The sequence below is a fragment of the Streptomyces sp. NPDC047017 genome, assembly GCF_040644175.1.
In the GTDB taxonomy this organism is placed as follows: Bacteria; Actinomycetota; Actinomycetes; order Streptomycetales; family Streptomycetaceae; genus Streptomyces.
Genome location: NZ_JBEYVW010000005.1, coordinates 235066 through 255766 on the forward strand (window position 1 = coordinate 235066; position 20701 = coordinate 255766).

The window sequence follows — 20701 nt, forward strand, 5'->3', positions numbered from 1 at the left end:
GAGCGTCCTGTCCCGCGCCGGTCGTCCGGCGGCGCGGTGCCGGACACGCCCTTGCACGGGGAAGACGGGGAGCCTCATGAGCACACCGCGTGACCTGATGATCGTCGCCCTGGACATGATCCCGGTACGGCCCCTGGAACGCGGCGACCTGTCGCTGGCGCTGGCCGGGGCGGAGGCGTACGACCTGCTGCGGGGCGGGGTGATCGGCCTGGACGCCACCGAGCGCATCCGGCCCGCGGCCCGGTCCGGGTCCGCCGCCCGCCCGGAGCCTGTCAACCGGCCGGACCCCAGGGACCCGGATCCCAAGGACCCGGACCCCAGGGACCCGGATCCCAAGGACCCGGACCCCAGGGCCCCGGATGCCGGGGAACCGGACCCCCTGCTGGAGGAGGCCGCCGCCTCGCTGCTGCGCGAGGCGCCCTACGAGTCCCTGGAGGACTGGCTCTGGCGGCGCGGGCGCGGCCTGGCGTCCACCTACCTGACCGCGCTGGCACAGGAGGGGCAGGTCTCGTGGCAGCGCGACCGGCAGCGCAACCGCTGGCTGCCGTTCCGCGGCGGACGCACCGTGCTCGGCGACACCGAGGCACGGCGGCGGGCGGCCTACCGCTGGGCGGCCGACGAACCGGTGCTGCTCGCGCTGGCCGCGGCCGTCGGCATCCGCGACGAGATCACCCCGGCCGAGCCCGCCGCCACCGACGACGCGGTCCTCACCGTGCTCGCCGCCGTGCACGACGCGGTGATGGAGCTGGAGGCCGTACGGCAGCGGCGCGCCATCGAGGAAGCGGCCTTCGCGAACGTCTGGCGAGGGGCGTGACCCGGTCACGCGGCGGCGTCCGGGCAGGCGTTCGGCAGGCTGCGCGGTCCCGGCGGGCGGCGCGGCGGGAGCGCTCCTATGCTGAGGGCGTCGGGGCGTGGCAGCCGGTGGGCGCCGGGCCGGGGGAGCCGGCGGTACCGGACGCCACCGCGTCGACCCTCCCCGTCCGCACGCGCCGGGAGCCGGCCCATGACACACGCGTGTACCCGCGGCCTGCGCAGAAGCGCCGTCGCGGCGACCGCCGCCGGGATGCTCGTCGCCCCGCTCACCGGAGCGAGCGCCCGCGCCGCGCCCCTCGCCGTCGCCGCCCCCCGCGCCCTCACCACCGCCGCACCACCGTCCCCGTCCCCCTCCTCGCCCCCACCGTCCTCCTCCGGCGTCCGCACCCTGACCCCCGCCGTCACCGCGCGGCTCGACCGGGCCGTCCGGAGCGTCCTGCGGGAGGCGAACGTGCCGGGCGTGATCGTGGGGCTGTGGACGCCCGGCCAGGGCCGGTACGTGAAGTCCTTCGGCGTGGCCGACCGGAGCACCGGCCGGAAGATGTCCGCCGACCTGTACACGCGCATCGGCAGCGAGACCAAGACGTTCACCGTGACGGCCCTGCTGCGCCTGGCCGACCGGCACCGACTGGGCCTGGACGACCCCGTCTCCAAGTACGTCGACGGCGTGCCGGGCGGGGACCGGATCACCCTGCGGGAGCTGGCCGGCATGCGCAGCGGGCTGTTCAACTACTCGGCGGACGACGGCTTCGTCAAGGCGCTCACCGCCGACCCCCGGCGTCCCTTCGCCCCGCGTGAACTGCTCGGGTACGCCTTCCGGCACCCCGCGCTGTTCCCGCCGGGCCGGAAGTTCGACTACAGCAACACCAACCTCATCCTGCTCGGACTGGTGATCGAGAAGGTCAGCGGCCGGTCCCTGGCGGACTACCTGCGCACCGAGGTACTGGACCCGGCGGGACTGCACCACACCCTCTTCCCGTCCGGGGCGCGGTTCCCGCAGCCGCACGCGCAGGGCTACACGAACCAGACCGCGAGCGGCGCGGTCGCGACGACGGCCGACTGGAACCCCTCCTGGGGCTGGGCGGCCGGCGCGATGATCTCGAACCTCGACGACCTGCGCGTATGGGCCCGCACCGTCGCCACCGGCGTCCTGCCCGACGGCCGCGACCTGATCAGCCCCGCCACGCAGAAGCAGCGGCTCACCACACCGTCGACCCCGGTCCCCGGCGTCGGCTACGGCCTCGGCGTCTTCGACGTGCACGGCTGGATCGGCCACAACGGCTCCCTGCCGGGCTACGAGTCCCTCACCCTCTACCTGCCCGCCGCCCGCGCCACCCTCGTCGTCCTGCTCAACACCGACATCAGCCACCGGGGCGCCGAGCCGAGCACGCTGTTCGGCCAGGCCGTCACCGAGGTGGTCACGCCGGGGCATGTCTTCGACCTCGGGACGCGGCCCGCCACGCGGTGAGCGCCGCAGGGGGAGCGGGCCAGAGGTCGATCGCGTATCAGAGGTCGATCGCCTGTCAGACGTTGATCGCGTACACCTTGCGCAGCGTCTCGTGGACCGTCCACGTCGTACGGTCGCCCTCGCGCAGGACGGCCATGTCCCCGGGGCCGACGCGCAGGGTGGGACCGCCCTCCACCTCGATGGTCGCCGAGCCGCTGACCACCACGAACAGCTCGTCCGCCTCCGTGTCGGTGACCACCCCGGGGGTGATCTGCCAGATCCCGCGGACCTGCCGGCCGTCCGCCGACTCCCAGACCACCTTCCCGGTCACCTCGGGCGTCCCGGAGACGATCTGCCCCGGGTCGAGCGGCTCGGGGACCAGCTCGGAGTCGGGGACGCCGGGAACGTGGAGAGCGAAACTGTGGGTCATGCCAGGACCCTAGCCGGGGCGCGGGACCGTACGGCGTGGACAGAGTGTGGGGGATCGCCCCGCACGGACGGACACTTCGTCGCGACGCGGAGGTGAGGCGGGGAGCGGCGAGCAGGAAAGCGACCGGGTGGCGGGGTGGTGAAGTGGCGGGGCCGGCCGGCTCGGGTGATCGTTGAGGGGACCGTCTCCCTACGCCCGGGAAGCGAGCAGCCCATGGCGGACCCCGCGACGGCCGCCCCCGGGCGGCACGCGCACGATGCCCGCTCCCAGTTGCTCTTCGGCGGGGTCTACGGCGCGGTGGTGGCCTGCGCGATGGTCGCGGCGCTCGCGCAGAAGGGGCACGACGCACCGGCGGACCGCCGCTACGACGCCGCCTGGCTCCTGGTGACCGCGTTCGCCTCGGCGCTGGCGCACGGCTACTCTCACTACATCGCCGAGCGCGGGCCGCACCGCCGCGGGCAGGCGCTGCGCGCGCTGGCGGCGGAGTGGCCCCTGGTCGTGGCCATGCTGCCCACCGTGCTGATCATGGCGGGGGCGGGCTGGGGCTGGTGGTCGGCGGACGGGGTGGAGTACCCGGCGTTCGTCTTCAACATCGCCCTGCTGTTCGTGCTCGGCCTGCTCTCGGCCCGGCAGGCGGAACGCAGATGGGCGATCGCGCTGGCCACGGGGCTGGTGGACGCCCTGTTCGGGCTGATCGTGGTGATCGCCAACGCGATCATCAAGTAGCCGGGGCGGCGTCGGGCGTTCCCTTGCCCTGCCCTGGCAGCCCCACCGGCCCCGCCGTCAGGGAGCCCGGTTCACATTCGCCTCCGTTTCCGCTTCCCCGTCCGTGCCCGTCTCCATGTCCGCGTCCAGGCCGGTGCACGCCACCTCCCCGTTCACCTCGGCGCACGCCTCCACGCCGCGCGGGGAGGCGGCGGCCAGCATCGGACTGGTGTCGGCCGTGGTGTCGGCGGCGGAGTAGGTGGCGGACAGGACGTCCTCGCCGGTCCGTACGGAGATCTCCCGGGCCACCGCGCCGCGTACCCGCACCCGTACCTGGGACCAGGCGGTCCGGCAGGACGGTGACCAGCGCAGCCGCACCGTGTACATCGCGTCCCGCACCGCGCTCTCGGTCCGCGCGTCCCCGGCGCAGGCCGAGGCACCGGGCAACTCGCCCTGGCAGGTACGGCCGTGGCACCGCGCGGAGGCCGTCGTCGCCCGGGTGACCGGTGAGGTGGCGCGCGAGGAGGTGGCGACGGCGGCCGTGACCACCGCGGCGGCCGCGGTCAGCAACGTGAGCGCGGACAGCAGCGGCAGCCGTCGCCGCCGCCGCTCACCGGGGGCATCGCTGAGCGCACCGTCGGGCGTGCTGGCGGCGGTCGGGGCGGGCGTGCCGGCGGCCGTCCCTGCTACGGGTGCACCGGCGGGCTCGCACGGCTCGGGGGCGACCGGCGGGCCGTCCTCCGCGGCCTTCCAGAGCGCCAGCGCCGGCGCGGGGTCGGCGTCCGCGAGCCGGGCCAGCGCCTCCACGGCGGAACGGGGCGGATGCTTGACCCCGCTCAGATAGCGGTGCCAGGCGGATTTGCTGTACGGAGTACGCGTGGCCAGCGCCGCCAGGCTCAGGCCGGTACGGTCCCTCAGCTCGCGCAGGGTCGCCGCCAGCGGCCCGGGGGACGGTGCCGCTTCTTGGGACTGGCGCATGATGCTGCTCCCGACTCCATTCCCGCTTTGGGTGTTTCACCCCGGATGCCGGGATGGTTTCCCGGCTCGGGGGCGTCGCCACACATCCGGCAGGTGTGAGGAATGCGAGGAATGCGCGAAGCAGGAGAAAGGGGTGGGGGCGAACCGGACCCGGCCGGGGACACGGCGGACCCGCCGCGGGAACGCGTGTTCCCGCGGCGGGCCGGGTCCGTCATCGCGTACGGACGGGAGGGAGCGGATGCCGGTGCCGCGTCAGCACCAGGGGAGGGCGCCGCGCACCCGCGCGTAGTGCGCCGAGACGTAGCCGCGTGCGCGCGTGAGCCGGTACCACTGGCGCGTGCCGTGCACCCGGGACCCCTGGGTGCGGCAGCTGAGTGCCACCAGCTGCCCCGCGCGCAGGGAGCCGGTCACCCGGTAGCCGGTGCCGGGGCCGGAACGGACGTTCAGGGAGGACCGGCTCGTGGTCACCCGGCCGAGGGTGTAGTACGAACGGTTGTACGTGGGGGAGAGGTTGACGGCGTCGGTGGGACGCAGGTGCGGTGCGACCGCCACCGCTGCGGTGCGCGAGGCGGGGGCGGCCGGGGCGGCGTCGGCGGCCGTGGGCACGAGCGCGAGCATCGCGACCGTGGCCAGCAGGCCGCCGGTGAGGGTCCGTCGGATCATGGAAACCTCCGGGCTGTCGTTCCTGTGACCACATGGCGTGATCACCTGTCGCCCAGCGTTTCCAGGCCGCCCGTCCCGGATGCCGTCCCCGCGTCCCGGGGACGCCGGGGACGTCCCCGGAGACCGCCACCGGGCTCGCCGGCCGAGCCCACCCGCCCCCGTACGGTAGTGTTCACCTGCGCGTTCCCGCGGACCACCGCCCGAACGCGACGGGACGTGGCGCAGCTTGGTAGCGCACTTGACTGGGGGTCAAGGGGTCGCAGGTTCAAATCCTGTCGTCCCGACTGGAGACAGTCGCAGCTCAGGGGCCGGTTTCGGAGCGATCCGAGACCGGCCCCCGATGGTTTCCGGGGACCGTGATCGGCCGGGCGGCCGGTGCGTCCCGGTAGGTGCGGGTGACGTTCCGCGTGCGGCAGCGGTCGGTTCGCACCGGCCGTCGTCCAGGACCCGTCCGGACCGTACGGCGGTCGCGGGCCGCGCAGTACGGCGTCGGGCCGGCTCCCGGAGAGGGTGCGGCGGTACAACTCGTCGTGGATCTGCGCGAGCGTCTCCGCGCCGACCGCCTTGTAGAGCCACCCGGTGCAGGCCCTCCGCCCCGTACCATCCCTCACTGTCCCTTCCCGCCGCAGGACCATGACCCGGCCGCACTCAGAGAGAAGGCACCCATGGACTCCGCCGCCCCGGAACGCCCGTTGACGGTCACCGAGCGCACCCGCCACCGCCGCCTGCGGGAACAGGGCAGCCTGGACCGCGACCAGCTCGACGCGATCCTCGGCGCGGGCTTCATCTGCCATCTCGGTGTCGCCGTCGAAGGAACGCTGATGGTGGTACCGACCGTCTACGGCTCCGACGGGAGCACCCTGTACTTCCACGGCTCGGTCGCCAGCCGCAGCCTGGTCGGGTCGCCCGACGCCGCGGTCTGCGTCACGGTCACCCACGTCGACGGACTCGTCCTGGCCCGCTCGGTGTTCGAGCACGGCGTCAACTACCGCAGCGCCATGGTCTACGGCACCCCCCGCCTGGTCACGGACCCCGAGGAGAAGCTCGCCGGGCTGCGCTGCCTGACCGAGCACGCCACCCCGGGCCAGTGGGACTACGCCCGCCGCCCGAGCCGCAAGGAACTCGCCGCGACCGCTCTGCTCGCGCTCTCCCTGGACGAGGCGTCCGTCAAGATCCGTACCGGCGCCCCGGACGACGGCGACAGCGCGGACGCCGGGCTCGGCCTGTGGGCCGGTGTCCTTCCGCTGCACGCCACATGGGGCGCCCTGGAGGCGGACCCGGTGCTGCCCGAGGGCATCGAGCCCCCCGCCCACCTGACGAAGCGGGTCGGCACCCCGGCGAACTGAACCACGTCAGCCCGCCCTGCCCGCACCTCGACCGGCCGCCTGCTCCGGCCGCCCAGTGATGTGAGAACCCGGCGTGCGTTCCGGCGTACGCCCCCTTGACTGTGGAACCGGTGGGCCGGACACTCCTAAAGGAATCCTAGTGAACAGGTAGGGAATAGGGATCATGAGGCGTCCTGAGTCGGTGACCGGCCGTGCGAGCCGTACGTCCCGGCCGGCGCCGCTGCTGATCCTGCTGACGTCCCGCCGTCACATCGACCTGCTGCGCGTCTGCAGCGCCATCAGCCCGCAGGACTGAGCCGGGCGCGCGGAGCGTTCCCGGGGCCTCCGCCGCGCGCCGGGAGCCCGCTCGGCGCCGCCCGTGCACCCGTCGGCCGCCCACCCGTAGGCCGCACGGCCCGTACTGCCGCCCACGCGTGGCACGCGGCACGGGCCGTGCGGTCCCGGCGGTCACCGTCCCCCGCCCCACCGCTCGCTCGTCACCGCCTCCGCAGCGCGTGCGTCCGCGCCTGCCCGTACCCGGGGAGATTCATGTCCGTCACACCGCAGACCGCCCGCGCGACCACCCGTCCCACCTCGGGCCCCGCCCCCGCCTTCCGGGGCCGGATCGGACGGGACGCGCGCAGTGGTCACTACGCCGTGCCCGGCCGCTACCGCCTCCACCTGTCCACCGCGTGTCCGCGGGGACTGGCCATCGCCGTCACCCACAGCCTGCTCGGGATCGGGGACACCTGTCCGGTGACCTCGCTGCCCGCCGTTCCGGAGGGCCCGGGGGAGGGTCACCCGGTGCTGCGGCCGCTGTACGAGGCGAGTGCCCATCGCTATCGCGGGCCGGCGCTCGGGCCGGTGCTCAGTGACGACTGGTCCGGGCGGATCGTCAGCACCCACGCCCCCGACATCATGCGCGACCTGGACCGGCACTTCGGCGACGGGCGCGCCGCGCTGTACCCGTGCGCGGCCGAGGCGGAGAGCGAGGAGGTCGAGCGGCTGTGCCTGTGGGGCGTCGAGGAGGCCGCCCAGCGGGCCGGGCAGGCGGACGGCGACCCGGCCCCGCGTGCCGAGGCGCTGGAGGTGCTGTTCGGCGCGCTGGACGCGCTGGAGCAGCGGCTCGCCGGTCGAAGGTATGTGACGGGTGATCAGCTGACCGGTGCCGACGTGACCTTGTGGGTCGGTCTCGTGCAGCTCGACACCGTGCACCGGCACCACCTCGACGCCCGCGCCGTGCACCGCGTCGCCGGTCACCCCGCCCTGTGGGCCCACGCCCGCCGCCTCGCCGCGCACCCCGCCTTCGGCGCCCACCTCGACCTCGACGGCATCGCCCGCCGTCACCACGCCCGGTGCCAGGGCCTGGAGGCCGCCGGCGCGGCCGTCCAGATCCTCGACTGGGCCGCCCACACCGAGGGCACCCGCGAGGGCCGCCGGCCCTGACCGCCCGAGCGGCCGTCCCGGCGGCCGTACCAGCTGGTGGACCGGCGTTGACTTTCGAACGGACAACTGACTTACTTACGGGCCAGAACGGTCACGGGCATCCTCGCACCGCGCACCCCGAAGCCCGCGCCCCCGGCCGGGCCGGACGGCACTTCCCCGGACGCGAGAGCCCCTACAGCGACAGGTGACGGACATGCACGCAGCTCCCCGGACGGCGGCCCGCCGCCCCCAGAGCTGCGTACCGCTCTCCGCGCAGCGCCTCGTCGCCGACCGCGCCGTCGACCTGCTCCGTGTCAGCAGCGCGCTGTGTACCGCGCCGGGCCGTGCCCGCCGCCGGGGCTGACGACTTCCCGCAGCCTCCGCTTCCGTGACGGACACCGCTGCCGCGGTGGTCCGTCGTCCGCCCGCCCCTGATCCCGTACGTGGCCGCGCGCCGCGCCCCGCACCGCGGCCCCGACCGCCGCCCGCAGCGGGCGCTACCGCGCGCGCCGGCGCGCGGTCCGGGGTGTCAGACTCCGCCGGAGCCCACCATGAGTGAACCCCCCGGTGCCGCCGTGTCCCTCGCCGGGACACCGCAGGCCGCCACCCCTGCCACCTCTGTCACCTCTGTCACGCCCGTCGCCGCCGAGCGCGTGCAGCCCCTGCGCCACCCGGGCCGCTGGATCGCCACCGCCGTCGTCCTCGTGCTGCTCGCCCAGTTCGTCCACGGCCTGGCGACCAACCCCTTCTACCAGTGGGGCCGTTTCGGCTACTGGTTCCTGCGGCCGACCATCCTCGACGGCCTCCTCGTCACCCTCGAAGTGACCGCGTTCAGCGCCGTGCTGGGCCTGGTCGGCGGCATCGTCCTCGCCCTGGCCCGGCTCTCCCGCAGCCCCGTCCTGCGCGGGGTGAGCTGGACGTACGTATGGGCGCTGCGGTCCGTGCCGCTGATCGTGGTGCTGATCTTCCTCTACAACTTCTCCGCCCTGTACCAGACGCTCAGCATCGGCGTCCCCTTCGGCCCGGCGTTCTTCCGCTTCGACGAGTCCCGGCTCGCCACCGACATGACCGTCGCCGTCGTCGGACTCAGCCTCAACGAGGCGGCCTACGCGGCCGAGGTCGTCCGCGGCGGCATCCTCTCCGTCGACCAGGGCCAGCACGAGGCCGCCGCCGCCCTCGGCCTGCCCCGGCTCCACCAGTTCCGGCGGATCATCCTGCCGCAGGCGCTGCGCTCCGTCATCCCGAACTACGTCAACCAGCTCATCGGCCTCGTCAAGGCCACCTCCCTGGTCTTCTACGTCTCGCTCCTCGACCTGTTCGGCTCCGCGCAGACCCTGGGCTCCACCTACCCCGGCGACATCGTGCCGCTGCTGCTGGTGGTCACCGTCTGGTACCTGATCCTGACCAGCGTCGTCTCCGTCCTCCAGTTCTACGTCGAGCGGTACTACGCCCGGGGCACCGCGCGCACGCTGCCGCCGACCCCGCTCCAGCGGCTGCGCGCCGGGCCGGCCGCCGTACGGGCCCGCTTCCGCGCGGAGACGGACACGGCCGGGAGCCGTCGCCCGACGGCCTCGGCCTGACCGCCTCACCCCCCGCCTCACCCCCCGCTTTCCTGCACGCCGTCCCTCCCGTCCCACACCCGACAAGGACAGCCATGCCCACCCTCCGCCACCGCCCGTCCCGCCGGCTCCACCGCTCCCTCGCTGCGGGCGCCGCCGCCCTCTCCCTCGCCGCCACCCTCGCCGGGTGCGGTGGTGACAGCGAGGCGGCCACCTCCGCCGGCGGCGACGCCTCCGGCAGGATCACCGTGGGGCGGCTGTCCAACGGCGCCGCCCGGCAGACCACCCTCGACGTGCCCGAGGTCAAGTCCCTCAACGCCGAACTGCCCGCCGCCGTACGCAAGAGAGGCACCCTCGTCGTGGGCGTCGGCGCGCTGCCCTCGGGCTTCCCGCCGCTGTCGTACGTGGGCAGCGACCAGAAGACCCTCACCGGCTCCGAGCCCGACCTCGCCCGGCTGGTCGCCGCGGTGCTCGGCCTCAAGCCCGAGGTGAAGAACTCCACCTGGGAGAACATGTTCGTCGGCATCGACAGCGGCAAGGTCGACGTGGCCTTCTCCAACGTCACCGACACCGAGGAACGCAAGAAGAAGTACGAGTTCGCCTCCTACCGGCAGGACAACCTCGCCTTCGAGGCGGCGGGGAAGAGCACCTGGAACTTCGGAGGCGACTACCGGAGCCTCGCGGGCAAGACCGTGGCCGTCGGCTCCGGCACCAACCAGGAGAAGCTGCTCCTGGAGTGGAAGGCCCGGCTCGCCAAGGAGGGCAAGCAGCTCACCGTCAAGTACTACCAGGACCTCAACAGCACCTACCTGGCCCTGTCGAGCGGCAAGATCGACGCCTACTTCGGCCCCAACCCGAACATCGCCTACCACGTCCGGCAGACGGCGAACACCCCCCGCGCCACCCGCAACGCGGGCACCTTCTCCGGTGCGGGGGAGTCCTTGCAGGGGCTGATCGCGGCGACGGCGAAGAAGGACAGCGGACTGGCCAAGCCGCTCACCGACGCCATCAACCACCTGATCGCGGACGGGCAGTACGCCAAGTGGCTGGCCGCCTGGAACCTCTCCAACGAGGCCGTCACCAAGGCGCGGACCAACCCGCCCGGTCTGCCCCTCGACAACTCCTGACCCAGAGACCGGATAGACGGACCCCACCCAAGGATCTCCAGGAAGGTGCCCCCCCCTCATGCCCTCCACCACCCCCTCCTCCCCGCTCCACCTCGCCGTCGCCCTCGACGGCACCGGCTGGCACCCCGCCTCCTGGCGCGAGCCGGTGGCGCGGCCCCGCGAGCTGTTCACCGCCCGCTACTGGGCCGATCTGGTCACCGAGGCCGAGCACGGGCTGCTCGACTTCGTGACCTTCGAGGACGGCCTCGGCCCGCAGTCCTCGCTCTTCGGTGCGCCGGACGACCGCACCGACCAGATCCGCGGCCGGCTGGACGCCGTACTGACCGCGTCCCGGGTCGCCCCGGTCACCCGCCACATAGGTCTGGTGCCGACCGTAGTGGCCACACACACGGAGCCGTTCCACATCTCCAAGGCCATCGCCACCCTCGACCATGTGAGCGGCGGCCGGGCCGGGCTGCGCGTGCAGATCACCCCGCGCCCGCACGAGGCCGGTCACTTCGGCCGCCGCACCTTCCCGCCGGTCACCCTGGAGAGCCTGCGCAGCCCGGCCGGGCAGGAGCGGATCTCCGACCTGTTCGACGAGGCCGCCGACCACGTCGAGGTCGTCCGGCGGCTGTGGGACAGCTGGGAGGACGACGCGGAGATCCGGGACGTGGCCACCGGCCGGTTCATCGACCGCGACAAGCTGCACTACATCGACTTCGAGGGCCGGTTCTTCAGCGTCAAGGGCCCCTCCATCACCCCGCGCCCGCCGCAGGGCCAGCCCGTCGTCAGCGCCCTCGCCCACCAGACGGTCCCGTACCGGCTCGTCGCCCGGCAGGCCGACATCGGCTACGTCACCCCGCGCGACGCCGCCGACGCCCGCGCGATCGTCACCGAGATCCGTACCGAACAGCGGGCGGCCGGCCGCGCCGACGAGCCGCTGCACATCTTCGGCGACCTCCTCGTCCTGCTCGACGACAGCGCCGAGCGGGCCACGGCCCGCAAGGACCGCCTCGACACGCTCGACGGAGCCGAGTACGCCGGCGACGCCCGGGTCTTCGCCGGGACGGCCGGGCAACTGGCCGATCTAATTCAGGAGTTGAGGGAGGCGGGGCTGACCGGGTTCCGGCTGCGGCCGGCCGTCCTCGGCCACGACCTGCCGCGCATCACCCGGGAACTGGTCCCCGAACTCCAGCGCCGCGACGCCTTCCGGCGCGCCTACGAGGCCACCACCCTGCGCGGACTCCTGGGCCTGGTCCGCCCCGCCAACCGATACGCCGCAGCCTGAGCCGGAGGGACCGCACACCATGAGCAAGCCGCAGAAGCAGATCCATCTGGCCGCCCACTTCCCGGGCGTCAACAACACCACCGTGTGGAGCGACCCGGCCGCCGGCAGCCACATCGACTTCGCGTCCTTCGCGCACTTCGCGCAGACCGCCGAACGCGCCAAGTTCGACTTCCTGTTCCTCGCCGAGGGGCTGCGCCTGCGCGAACAGGGCGGGAAGATCTACGACCTGGACGTCGTCGGCCGCCCCGACACCTTCACGGTCCTCGCCGCGCTGGCCGCCGTCACCGACCGCCTCGGCCTGACCGGCACCATCAACTCCACCTTCAACGAGCCCTACGAGGTGGCCCGCCAGTTCGCCAGCCTGGACCACCTCTCCGAGGGCCGCTCCGCGTGGAACGTCGTCACCTCCTGGGACGCCTTCACCGGCGAGAACTTCCGGCGCGGCGGCTTCCTGCCGCAGCACGAGCGCTACTCCCGCGCCAAGGAGTTCCTGGCCACCGCGCACGAACTCTTCGACTCCTGGCAGGGCGACGAGATCGTCGCCGACCAGGCCACCGGCACCTTCCTGCGGGACGCCAAGGCCGGCGCCTTCGTCCACCAGGGGCAGCACTTCGACATCCACGGCCGGTTCAACGTGCCCCGCTCCCCGCAGGGCCGCCCGGTGATCTTCCAGGCCGGCGACTCCGAGGAGGGCCGCGAGTTCGCCGCCGCCGGCGCCGACGCCATCTTCAGCCGGTACGCGACCCTGGCCGAGGGGCAGAACTTCTACCAGGACGTCAAGGGCCGCCTCGCCAAGTACGGCCGCCGCGAGGACCAGTTGCTCATCCTGCCCGCCGCCACCTTCGTGCTCGGCGACACCGAGGCCGAGGCCGAGGAACTCGCCCGCGAGGTGCGCCGCCGGCAGGTCAGCGGCGCCACCGCGATCAAGCACCTGGAGTTCGTCTGGAACCGGGACCTGTCCGCGTACGACCCCGAAGGGCCGCTGCCCGACATCGACCCGGACACGAGCGAGCACCATGTGGCGCGCGGCCGCGCCCAGGTCCGCATGTACCGCGACCCGCTGGCCACCGCCCGCGCATGGCGCGAGCTGGCCGCCGCGCACCACTGGTCCATCCGCGACCTGGTCATCCACACCGGCAACCGGCAGACCTTCGTCGGCACCCCCGCCACCGTCGCGCGGACCATCAACGACTTCGTGCAGGCCGACGCCTCCGACGGCTTCATCCTCGTCCCGCACATCACCCCCGGCGGCCTCGACCCGTTCGCCGACCAGGTCGTCCCCCTCCTCCAGGAACAGGGCGTCTTCCGCACCGACTACGAGGGCACCACCCTGCGCGACCACCTGGGCCTCGCCCACCCCGACGACGTACGCCAGGAGCGGGCCGCCTCGTGAAGTTCCTCGCCATCACCCTGATCGTGCACCGCCCGGACCCGGTCACGGGCGTACTCAAGTCCACCCAGGACCGCTTCCGCGAAGTCCTCGGCAACGCGCTGCTCGCCGAGGAACTCGGCTTCGACGGCTTCGGGGTGGGGGAGCGGCACGAGCGGCCGTTCATCTCCTCCTCCCCGACGGTCGTGCTCAGCCACATCGCCGCGCTCACCCGCCGCATCCGCCTGTTCACCGCCGTCACCACCCTCAGCCTGCTCGACCCGGTCCGCGCCTACGAGGACTACGCCACCCTCGACCACCTCTCCGGCGGCCGGCTCGACCTGATCATCGGCAAGGGCAACGGCACGGCCCAGCGCGACCTGTTCCACGTCACCCCCGAGGACCAGTGGGACCGCAACGCCGAGGGCTACGAGGTCTTCCGCGCCCTGTGGCGGCAGGACAAGGTGACCGCCGACACTCGCTTCCGGCCCCCGCTCAAGGACGCCGAGGTGTGGCCGCGCCCCTACCAGCAGCCGGTCCGGGTCTGGCACGGCAGCGCGACCAGCAAGGAGAGCGTCGACCTGGCCGCCCGCTACGGCGACCCGCTGTTCTCCGCCAACGTCACCAACCCGATCGAGCCGTACGCCGAACTCATCCGGTACTACCGGGAACGCTGGGCGCACCACGGCCACGACCCGGCGGACATCGCGGTCGGCGCCGGCTCGGCGGGCCTGTACGTCGCCCGCACCTCGCAGGAGGCGCTGGCCGCCTACCGGCCCCTGTTCGAGAGCGGCCTCGCCTTCCAGCGGCAGGCCGGGCTGCCCGTGGTCTTCGAGACGCTGGAGGACTTCGCCGCACGCAGCTCCGCGCTGATCGGCAGCCCCCAGCAGGTGATCGACAAGGTGCACCGCTACCACGAGCAATTCGGCCACACCGTGCAGCACGTCCAGGCCGACGCGAGCGGCCTCACCGACACACAGCACCGCGGCTCCCTCGAACTGTTCCAGAGCGAGGTCGCGCCCGCGCTGCGCGACGCGCTCCCCGACCCGCCCTTCGACTGGGGCCCGGTGCGCACCCGGCCCGAGTCCGCCCCCGCCCACCACTGAGGAGCCACCGTGTCCTTCGCCACCCCGCTCGGCATCCTCGATCTGGTCCCGATCCCGTCCGGGGCCACGGCTGGCGACGCCCTGCGCAACTCCATCGACCTGGCCCAGCGGGCCGAACGGCTCGGCTACCGCCGGTACTGGTTCGCCGAGCACCACCTCAATCCGGGCGTCGCCGGGACCTCCCCGGCGGTCGTCCTGGCGCTGACGGCCGCCGCCACCTCCACCATCCGGCTCGGCTCCGGCGCCGTACAGCTCGGCCACCGCACCGCGCTGTCCACCGTGGAGGAGTTCGGCCTGATCGACGCCCTCCACCCCGGCCGCCTCGACCTGGGCCTCGGCCGCTCCGGCGGCCGCCCGCCCACCGGACCTGCCGCGCCCCTGCCGACAGCCACCCCGGTCGTCGACGGCCGCGCCCCGGGCGGCCTGCTCATCCCGGCCCGCTTCTCCTTCGAGTCGCTGCTCGGCTCGCCCCGCGTCGCCCTGCAACGCGAACTGCTGCTGCTCCCGGGCGCCGTACCGCAGGACTACGCCGAACAGCTCGACGACATCCTCGCCCTGCTGGCCGGCACCTACCGCTCCGCCGAGGGCGCCGAGGCGCACGCCGTGCCCGGCGAGGGCGCCGACCTCGACGTGTGGGTCCTGGGCAGCAGCGGCGGGGCGAGCGCCCGGGCGGCCGGTGAGCGTGGCCTGCGTTTCGCCGCGAACTACCACGTCAGCCCCGCCACGGTCCTGGAGGCGGTGGACGGCTACCGGGCGTACTTCCAGCCCTCGGACGTCCTCGACAAGCCGTACGTCACCGTCTCCGCCGACGTCGTCGTCGCCGAAGACGACACCACCGCCGAGGAACTCGCCACCGGCTACGGGCTGTGGGTCCGCGGCATCCGCACCGCCGAGGGCGCCATCCCCTACCCGACGCCCGGCGAGGCCCGCGCGCACACCTGGACCGAGGAGGACCGCGAGCTGGTCCGCGACCGCGTCGACACCCGGTTCGTGGGCTCCCCGGCACGCGTCGCCGACCAGCTCGAACAGCTCCGGGCCGCCACCGGCGCCGACGAACTGCTCGTCACCACCATCACTCACGACCACACCGCGCGGGTGCGGTCCTACGAGCTGCTGGCCCAGGAGTGGCAGCGCAGATCGGCAGGGTGAGGCGAAGGCGGCTCAGGCCGCGCCGAACGCCGAGAACGCCCACCCCGTCGCCTGATGCGTCGCGTCGCCCGGTACGGCGGCCCGGGCGTCGCGCAGCGCCTCGGCCAGGGACAGCCCGGCGCCCAGGCCCTTGTGCAGGGCGAGCATCAGCGGCACCACCGCCTCGTCGTTGACCGGCGCGCTGCACGCCACCACCCCGGCCGTGCCCAGCGGCAGCAGCGCCGTCACCAGGCCCAGCAGCTCGTCGGCGCCCACCGAGGCGAACCGGGCGGTGTCGCAGCAGGACAGGATGATCCGGTACGGGCTGCGGGCCAGGCGTTCGAAGTCGTGCACGATCAGCGGGCCGTCGGCCATGGTCAGCGACGAGAACAGGGGACTGTCGGCGCGGAAGGTACCGTGCGCGGCGATGTGCGCGAGCGCGGCACCGTCCAGTTCCCGCAGCACCCGCGCCACATGCGCGTCGCCGTCCTCGAGCACGGTCGGCGCGGCGTACCGGCCGGCCAGCTCGGGCACCTCCGCGCCGCCGGTGGCCAGCCCCGGGCCGCGCACCAGCACCTGGCGGCTCTCGGGCGGCGGCTCGGTCTCCCGGGCGCGCAGCCAGCTGCTCGCCGACGGCGACACGCTCACCACCCGCTCCCGCAGCGACGGCAGCAGCGCCCACGGCACCCGGTGCAGCGAACCCGGCGGCACCACCACGAGCGGCCCGGAGCCGAGCTGCCGGGCGGCCGGACCCAGCAGCAGCTCCTCCAGCCGCCGGCCCGCCGCCTCCACCAGCGGCAGCCGGGCCGCCGCCCCCGGGTGCGCCAGCCGCCGCAGCCCCGCCTGCACATGCTCGGCCTCGGTCACCGCGTCCGCGAGCCGCCCCGCCTCGAAGCGCCGCACCCGGCCCTCGCCGCACAGCAGCACCTGCACCCGCCCGTCGAGGACGGCCAGTTCGACCAGCCGGTCGGTGCCGAGCCGCGCCAGCAGCCGGTCCGCCCCGAACCGGTCACCGCCGCCCGGCGCTTGGCCCCGCAGCCGCAGGGTGCGCGACCGGATCTCCCGCTCCAGGCGCCGCTGCTCCCGCTCCAGGGCCGGTACCGGGTGCCCCTCCTGGCGGGCCTCCTCGGCCCGGGCGGCGATCTCCCGGAACGCGGTCAGCCCGCAGAGCAGCGCCGGGTCGGCGGGCGGCCGGGTGGGCGGCGCGGACAGCACCGTCGCCCGCCACCGCTCGCTCCACACCAGCAGCCGCCGCGGCCCGCCCGAGGCGAGCGCCGCCGCCTGCGCCAGCGCGGCCAGTTCGGCGCCCTGCGCGGTGGCCCGGGCCCGCAGCTCCGCGGCGCCCAGCGTCATCCGGTGGTCGTCGAGCACGTCGAGCCCCCGCCGGCACGCCTCCAGGACACCCCGGCCGGAACCGGCCGCGCGCGCCCGCAGCGCCTGCGCGGCCCAGCCCGTCATCCGGGCCAGCGGCGGCCCGCCGTGCCGGCTGCGCGCGGCCACCGCCAGATGCCGTTCCGCCTCCGCGGTGCGGCCCAGGGCGAGCGCGATCCGGCCCGCGAGCAGCGACGCCTCCGGGGCCGCCGGGGAGCCGAACGCGGCCAGCCGGCCGGCCACCGCGGCGGCGTCCGCGACCAGCCGCCCCGACCGCCGGCCGGTGGCGGCCCGCGCCTCGATCAGCACCAGCCGGGCATGCGTCGCCCACCAGGCGCGCCGCTGCCCGGCGAACAGCCGCACCGCCACCGCCGCGCGCGCCATCGCCGTGTGCGGGTCGTCCGCCAGCCGCGCCGCCCGCGCCGCCACCAGCAGCAGTTCCGCCTTGCGCGTCGACTGCCCGCCCAGGCCGTCGAGTTCGGCGCTGGCCGCGTCCGCCTCGGCCAGCGCCTCCGGGGCCAGCCCGGCCGCCATCAGCACCTCGCAGCGCCGGATGCTCAGCATGAACGTCGGCGTACCCAGCTTCGCGTACCGCTCCTCCGCCTCGTCGAGCAGCCGCAGCGCCGCCGGGATGTCGCCCCGCCGGTACGCCGCCAGGCCCCGGCTCTCCACCGCGTCGGCCTTGTCGTGCTCCTGCCCCGTGGTGTCCCACAGCGCCTCGGCCGCCGTGAAGTCGGCGTCCGCCCGCTCCACCGCCCCCAGCGCCAGGTGCACGGTGGCCCGCAGGGTCAGCGCCCGCGCCGTCCAGATCACGTCGTCGGCCTGCCGCAGCACCGGCACCGCCCGGCGTACGTCCTCCAGCGCCTCGCGGTGCCGGCCCAGCACCCACCACACGTACGCCCGCCGGTACAGCACCCGGGCCCGGGTGTGCCCGCTGCCGCGCGCCACGCCCCGGTCGAAGGCCGCCAGGCCCTGCCGGGTACGGCCCGCGTGCACCAGCGCCACCCCGAGCGTGGCCAGCACGTCGGCCTCCCGCTCGGCCGAGTCCGCCCGCGCCGCCAGGTCCCGGGCGCGCCGCAGATGCCGCAGGGCCAGCCGCAGATCACCGAAGTCCCGCTGCCAGATGCCGATCACCTGATGCGCCACCGAGGCGTGCCAGGGCGGGGGACCGGCGTCCAGCAGCGCGCGGGCCCGCGCCAGCGCCTCGCCCGGGTCGGCGAAGACCATCGGCAGCAGGTCGAGCACCGATTCGCTTCCCGCTGTCACCCACCGGATGGTAGTGGCACCGTAGGGGGCCCCGGAACCGCGTCCCCCGGCTCCGGTGCCGCCCGGCTGTATCAACGGCGCCGCGCGCGGCTCTGACTGACGACCATCGTCCCGACGGGAGGACAGGCGCGCCATGGCACCCCAGCGATTCCACGAGCAGTTCGCCCAGATCCAGCGCTCGATGCCCGATGTCCCCCTGGCGATGGGCCCGGACGACTCCGCCGAGTTCTTCTACGAGAAGGGCGTCGTCCTCGCCCGCGACGGCGACGAGGCCCGGCTCGTCGAGGACACCGTGCGCACCCACTTCACCGAGGCGCCCGACCTGACCGCCGACCGGGTGCGCCGGGCGGGCCCGCCGGCCAACCGCACCGGCGTCACCCGCATCCAGGTCGGCGACCCCGGGCAGGGCGACCCCGCCGGGGACCACGCCGTCGCCCAGGCCCTGCGCGCCCTGCGCGGCCACGAACAGCGCGCCGGACGGCGGCTGGTCAGCCGCAACCACGTGGTGTCCATCGCGGTCAACGCCTGCCCAGGCGACGAACCGGTGCCCGCCCCGCGCACCGCAGGACCCAACCCGGCGCCCGCGCGCACCCCCTACGACGAGGACACCGCGATCGGCGTCCTCGTCGTCGACACCGGCCTCATGCACGACCACGGCCTGGCCCCGCTGCTCGCCCACGTCCGGGGCGACCGCCAGGCCCGGGAGACCGACGCGGACGGCATACTCCAGCAGTACGTCGGCCACGGCACGTTCATCGCCGGACTCGTCGCCGCCGTCGCCCCCAACACCGACATCACCGTGCGCGGCACCCTCAACGACGCCGGCGCCGTCCTGGAGTCGGACTTCGGGCACCGGCTCTTCGAAGCCGTCGAGCAGGACGGCTGGCCCGACATCATCAGCCTCTCCGCCGGCACCTCCAACGGCCGCACCGACGGACTGCTCGGCCTGGACGCCTTCATGCGCGCGCTGCGCGAGCGGGGCACGCTGCTGGTCGCCGCCGCCGGCAACAACGCCAGCGCCACCCCGTTCTGGCCCGCCGCCTACGCCGACCGGCCCGACTACGCCGACTGCGTGCTGTCGGTCGGCGCCCTGCGCGGCGACGGGGAGCACGGCGCCTGCTTCAGCAACCACGGCCACTGGGTGAAGGCGTACGCCCCCGGCGAGCGGCTCACCAGCGTCCTCACCGGCTTCGACAAGCCCGTGCCCTACGTCTACCAGCACTCCACCTACGACGCCTGCCGGTTCGGCTTCCACTACGCCTGCACCTGCCAGTCCCCGCGCCACACCGGGGTGCTGAGCGAGAAGCGGGACAGCGGCGCGGGCAAGGCGGACCAGGTGATGTTCGAGGGGTACGCGCACTGGAGCGGGACCTCCTTCGCCACCCCGGTGGCCGCCGCCATGGTCGCCGCCCACATGACGGACCACCAGGAGCGCGACCCGCGCGCGGCCCGGCGCGGACTCCTCGCGTCCGCCGCCGAGTACGCGGAGGTGCGCGGGGCGCACGTACCGGCGCTGCGCCCGCGCACCTGGCGTCCGGCACCCGTCGTACGACTGGCTCCCTCGGTATGAGGAGCGGAACCATCCCCTCCACGGCGTACGATGACAGGCCGTACACGAGGGGTGAGTCGGTGGACCGTGCAGAGGTCGGCACGCTCGTCCAGTCCGCCGTCGACGGCGACGCGGCGGCCTGGAAAGCGCTGGTGGAGGGGCTCAGCCCGCTGGTGTGGTCGGTGGTGCGCGCACACCGGCTGTCGGACGCCGACGGGCACGAGGTGTACCAGACCGTCTGGTTCCGCTTCGCCCAGCACCTGGGCCGGATCCGGGAACCCGACAAGGCGGGCAGCTGGCTGGCCAGCACCGCGCGCAACGAATGCCTGCGCACGCTGCGGAGCCTGAACCGGCTGACGGTCACGGACGATCCGCAGCTCCTGGACCGGGTCAGCGAGGAGAAGACACCGGAACAGTCGTTCCTGGAGGCCGAGGAGGCCGCCGCGCAGAGCGAGCGGGTCCGCCGGCTGTGGCAGGAGTTCGAACGGCTCGGCGACCGCTGCCGCCGGCTGCTGCGCGTGCTCATGGCCTCACCGCCGCCCAGCTACCAGGAGGTGTCCGCCGCGCTGGGCGTCGCCGTGGGCAGTATCGGACCTCTGCGCCAGCGCTGTCTGCGGCGGCTGCGCGCACGACTCGACGCACGGGGGACATGATGAACGACAGCGACCACGACCTCGGCGACGACCACGGCGGGGACGGCGGGCACGGCGCCGCCGACGAGGCGGCCGAACGGCTGCTGGAGGAGGAGCTGCGGCAGGCCGCCGCCGTCCTGGACCCGGTCCCGGACGCGCTGCGGCAACTGGCCGTCGACGCCTACGCCCTGCACGACCTGGACGCCCGGATCGCCGAGCTGACCTTCGACTCGCTGCTGGACGCCATCCCGGTGCGCGGCGCCGCGGACGTACCGCGGATGCTGACCTTCCAGGCCGGCGAGCTGACCGTGGACGTGGAGGTCTCCGGGGACGGCCTGCTGGGCCAGGTGATGCCGCCGCAGCCGGCCCGGATCGAGGTGCTGCACGGCCCGCGGCCCGGCGCCCCGCTCACCGCCGACGACCTGGGCCGCTTCACCGGCGAGGCGCCGCCCGCCGGCCCGTTCGCGCTGCGGCTGCGCGCGGGCGGCCGGCTGGTGGTCACCGAATGGCTGCGGACGTAAGACCGCCCGCCGCGGCG

General features: G+C 74.5%; 20 protein-coding genes and 1 tRNA gene. 17 read left to right on the forward strand and 4 right to left on the reverse strand.

Annotated elements, in window-relative coordinates:
* The first annotated feature begins 76 nt into the window (after positions 1-76).
* Both ABZ858_RS10875 and ABZ858_RS10880 read left to right on the forward strand, forming a co-directional pair.
* Positions 77-814 carry a GPP34 family phosphoprotein gene (locus ABZ858_RS10875; RefSeq protein ID WP_361374936.1) on the forward strand — a complete coding sequence of 246 codons (738 nt, stop codon included), beginning with the start codon at positions 77-79 and terminating at the stop codon, positions 812-814.
* 189 nt (positions 815-1003) lie between these two features.
* Positions 1004-2281, forward strand: coding sequence for a serine hydrolase domain-containing protein (locus ABZ858_RS10880; RefSeq protein WP_361374937.1), 1278 nt, complete (start codon positions 1004-1006; stop codon positions 2279-2281).
* Positions 2282-2336: 55 nt separating this feature from the next.
* On the opposite strand, the gene ABZ858_RS10885 is transcribed toward ABZ858_RS10880, so the two are convergent.
* A complete protein-coding gene (locus tag ABZ858_RS10885; RefSeq protein WP_361374939.1) occupies positions 2337-2690 on the reverse strand; it encodes a cupin domain-containing protein in 354 nt (117 codons plus the stop codon).
* Positions 2691-2903: 213 nt separating this feature from the next.
* Between ABZ858_RS10885 and ABZ858_RS10890 the strand changes: the two genes are divergently transcribed.
* Positions 2904-3416, forward strand: a complete 513-nt coding sequence (locus tag ABZ858_RS10890) for a hypothetical protein (protein WP_361374941.1) — start codon at positions 2904-2906, stop codon at positions 3414-3416.
* 57 nt (positions 3417-3473) lie between these two features.
* On the opposite strand, the gene ABZ858_RS10895 is transcribed toward ABZ858_RS10890, so the two are convergent.
* Positions 3474-4373, reverse strand: coding sequence for a DUF2690 domain-containing protein (locus ABZ858_RS10895; RefSeq protein ID WP_361374943.1), 900 nt, complete (start codon positions 4371-4373; stop codon positions 3474-3476).
* 252 nt (positions 4374-4625) lie between these two features.
* Positions 4626-5036, reverse strand: a complete 411-nt coding sequence (locus ABZ858_RS10900) for an SH3 domain-containing protein (RefSeq protein ID WP_361374945.1) — start codon at positions 5034-5036, stop codon at positions 4626-4628.
* 210 nt (positions 5037-5246) lie between these two features.
* On the opposite strand from ABZ858_RS10900, the gene ABZ858_RS10905 reads away from it, so the two are divergent.
* The 11 genes from ABZ858_RS10905 (at position 5247) to ABZ858_RS10955 (ending at position 15366) form a co-directional block, all read left to right on the forward strand.
* Positions 5247-5320 (forward strand) — tRNA-Pro (locus ABZ858_RS10905).
* 381 nt (positions 5321-5701) lie between these two features.
* Positions 5702-6382, forward strand: a complete 681-nt coding sequence (locus tag ABZ858_RS10910; protein WP_361374947.1) for a pyridoxamine 5'-phosphate oxidase family protein — start codon at positions 5702-5704, stop codon at positions 6380-6382.
* Positions 6383-6545: 163 nt separating this feature from the next.
* Positions 6546-6677 carry a putative leader peptide gene (locus tag ABZ858_RS10915; protein ID WP_361374949.1) on the forward strand — a complete coding sequence of 44 codons (132 nt, stop codon included), beginning with the start codon at positions 6546-6548 and terminating at the stop codon, positions 6675-6677.
* A gap of 233 nt (positions 6678-6910) precedes the next feature.
* Positions 6911-7807 carry a glutathione S-transferase C-terminal domain-containing protein gene (locus tag ABZ858_RS10920; RefSeq protein ID WP_361374951.1) on the forward strand — a complete coding sequence of 299 codons (897 nt, stop codon included), beginning with the start codon at positions 6911-6913 and terminating at the stop codon, positions 7805-7807.
* Between the two features lie 193 nt (positions 7808-8000).
* Complete coding sequence (locus tag ABZ858_RS10925; RefSeq protein WP_361374953.1) at positions 8001-8150, forward strand: hypothetical protein; 150 nt, start codon at positions 8001-8003, stop codon at positions 8148-8150.
* A 187-nt stretch (positions 8151-8337) separates the two neighbouring features.
* Positions 8338-9366 (forward strand): amino acid ABC transporter permease, encoded by a 1029-nt coding sequence (locus tag ABZ858_RS10930; protein WP_361374955.1) that lies wholly within the window; start codon positions 8338-8340, stop codon positions 9364-9366.
* 74 nt (positions 9367-9440) lie between these two features.
* Positions 9441-10472 carry an ABC transporter substrate-binding protein gene (locus ABZ858_RS10935; protein WP_361374957.1) on the forward strand — a complete coding sequence of 344 codons (1032 nt, stop codon included), beginning with the start codon at positions 9441-9443 and terminating at the stop codon, positions 10470-10472.
* A gap of 58 nt (positions 10473-10530) precedes the next feature.
* The gene (locus tag ABZ858_RS10940; RefSeq protein WP_361374959.1) at positions 10531-11742 is read left to right on the forward strand and encodes an LLM class flavin-dependent oxidoreductase; all 1212 of its coding nucleotides are present in this window, start codon (positions 10531-10533) and stop codon (positions 11740-11742) included.
* Positions 11743-11761: 19 nt separating this feature from the next.
* Positions 11762-13135 carry an NtaA/DmoA family FMN-dependent monooxygenase gene (locus ABZ858_RS10945; RefSeq protein WP_361374961.1) on the forward strand — a complete coding sequence of 458 codons (1374 nt, stop codon included), beginning with the start codon at positions 11762-11764 and terminating at the stop codon, positions 13133-13135.
* Positions 13132-14217 (forward strand): LLM class flavin-dependent oxidoreductase, encoded by a 1086-nt coding sequence (locus ABZ858_RS10950; protein WP_361374963.1) that lies wholly within the window; start codon positions 13132-13134, stop codon positions 14215-14217. Before ABZ858_RS10945 ends, ABZ858_RS10950 begins: the two co-directional genes overlap by 4 nt.
* A 9-nt stretch (positions 14218-14226) precedes the next feature.
* Positions 14227-15366 carry an LLM class flavin-dependent oxidoreductase gene (locus ABZ858_RS10955; RefSeq protein WP_361374965.1) on the forward strand — a complete coding sequence of 380 codons (1140 nt, stop codon included), beginning with the start codon at positions 14227-14229 and terminating at the stop codon, positions 15364-15366.
* 12 nt (positions 15367-15378) lie between these two features.
* Here ABZ858_RS10955 and ABZ858_RS10960 read toward each other — a convergent pair whose 3' ends face one another.
* Positions 15379-17943 (reverse strand): CHAT domain-containing protein, encoded by a 2565-nt coding sequence (locus ABZ858_RS10960; protein ID WP_361375327.1) that lies wholly within the window; start codon positions 17941-17943, stop codon positions 15379-15381.
* A gap of 172 nt (positions 17944-18115) precedes the next feature.
* On the opposite strand from ABZ858_RS10960, the gene ABZ858_RS10965 reads away from it, so the two are divergent.
* Genes ABZ858_RS10965 through ABZ858_RS10975 form a run of 3 tightly spaced genes read left to right on the forward strand, consistent with a single transcriptional unit; the run spans position 18116 to position 20684 of the window.
* Positions 18116-19552, forward strand: a complete 1437-nt coding sequence (locus ABZ858_RS10965) for a S8/S53 family peptidase (protein WP_361374967.1) — start codon at positions 18116-18118, stop codon at positions 19550-19552.
* Positions 19549-20184, forward strand: a complete 636-nt coding sequence (locus ABZ858_RS10970; RefSeq protein WP_361374969.1) for a sigma-70 family RNA polymerase sigma factor — start codon at positions 19549-19551, stop codon at positions 20182-20184. The genes ABZ858_RS10965 and ABZ858_RS10970 overlap by 4 nt, the downstream gene beginning before the upstream one ends.
* On the forward strand, positions 20184-20684 hold the full coding sequence (locus ABZ858_RS10975) for a hypothetical protein (protein WP_361375329.1): 501 nt from the start codon (positions 20184-20186) through the stop codon (positions 20682-20684). Before ABZ858_RS10970 ends, ABZ858_RS10975 begins: the two co-directional genes overlap by 1 nt.
* Positions 20685-20701 lie beyond the last annotated feature (17 nt).